At 65.0% G+C, this 1,374-nt stretch carries 2 protein-coding genes; both read right to left on the minus strand.

Translation table 11 applies throughout. The annotated features are described in order from the left end of the window. Positions 1 to 335, minus strand: a 335-nt coding sequence (locus MKK75_RS05460) for a regulator (RefSeq protein ID WP_244041611.1), incomplete at its 3' end; no start/stop codon positions are given. Between the two features lie 76 nt (positions 336 to 411). Then, the coding region (locus tag MKK75_RS05465) for a zinc-binding dehydrogenase (protein WP_244041612.1) at positions 412 to 1,374 on the minus strand (963 nt) is incomplete at its 5' end.

A 1,374-nucleotide genomic window follows, 5' to 3' on the forward strand; every position in this document is an offset into this window, starting at 1 on the left:
ATGTTGCGGTTGCTAAAAAACACGATGGCGTCCTCATCGCCGCCGCCCTCCATGTGAGGCTCGCCGTTGGCAGCACCGGAGACGTAGCTTCCGGTCGGACGGACCTCCTTCATCTCCCCGTTCTCGCGGTAGAACCGAAGCTCGCCCTGCATCACCAGGGTGACGTAGGGGCACTTGTGCCGATGGAGCATCACCTTCTGGTTGGCCGCGAACTTGAACACGACGTCGACGATGCGGTTCTCCTCGTCGACCTTGTAGACGAAGAACGCGATGTGCGGGAGCCAGTCCAGCGTCCGCCAGGTGATGTTGCCCTCATCGAAAGCATAGTTCGGCATCGGTTGTCCTCCATTTATTATTGTTGTTTGGGGCCAGATGTGCTTGGCGCACGTGCTCCGGCCCCGTCGGGGGTGTTCAGCCGTGCGGCTTGAACACGACCTTGGTGCAGTTGTCCTTCTTGTCCCGGAACATGTCGTACAGCGCCGGGCCATCCTCCAGGTTGGTGGAGCGGTGGCTGATGATGAAGGACGGGTCGATGTCGCCGTTCTGGATGCGCTCCATCAGCGGCTTCATGTATCGGACCATGTGGGTCTGGCCGGTCTTCAGGGTCAGGCCCTTGTTCATCAGGACGCCGAGGGCGACGGGACCGACCGGCCCCGCGAAGACGCCCGGCATCGAGACGTTTCCGCCCGGACGGCAGGCCAGGATTGCCTGGTTCAGGGCGAAGGGACGCTCCAGGCTGACGGTGTGCTCCATGATGGCGGAGGACACCTTCTGGAGGGTGGTGTCGGCCCCGTGCGACTCCATGCCGACCGCCTCGATGACCGAATCCGGACCCAGGCCATGGGTCATCTCCATCAGCGTGTCTTGGACGTTCTCGGTCGACAGGTCGATGGTCTCGGCGCCGGCCTCGCGGGCCAGGGCGAGGCGCTCGGGGACGCTGTCGATGGCGATGACGCGCTTTGCACCCAGCATCAGGCAGCACTTCACCGCGAGCACGCCGACCGGGCCGCAGCCCCAGATGGCGACGGTGTCCTCCGGGCCGATGTCGCAGTGCTCGGCGGCCTGGTAGGCCGTCGGGAAGATGTCGCTGAGGAACAGAACCTGCTCGTCACTGAGACCCTCGGGGACCACGATGGGGCCGACGTCGGCGTAGGGCACCCGCAGGTACTCGGCCTGGCCGCCGGCGAACCCCCCGGTGATGTGCGAGAAGCCGAACAGGCCGGCCAGGGGGTAGCCGTAGGTCTCGGCCTGGAGCTTGCCGTTCGGGTTGGTGCGCTCGCAGCAACTCCAGTTGCCCCACTTGCACTGCCGGCACTCGCCGCAGCAGATGGTGAAGGGCACCACGATGCGGTCGCCGACCTTGAGCTTCCGGTT

It is taken from the genome of Methylobacterium sp. J-030 (assembly GCF_022829545.1).
Taxonomy (GTDB): Bacteria; Pseudomonadota; Alphaproteobacteria; order Rhizobiales; family Beijerinckiaceae; genus Methylobacterium.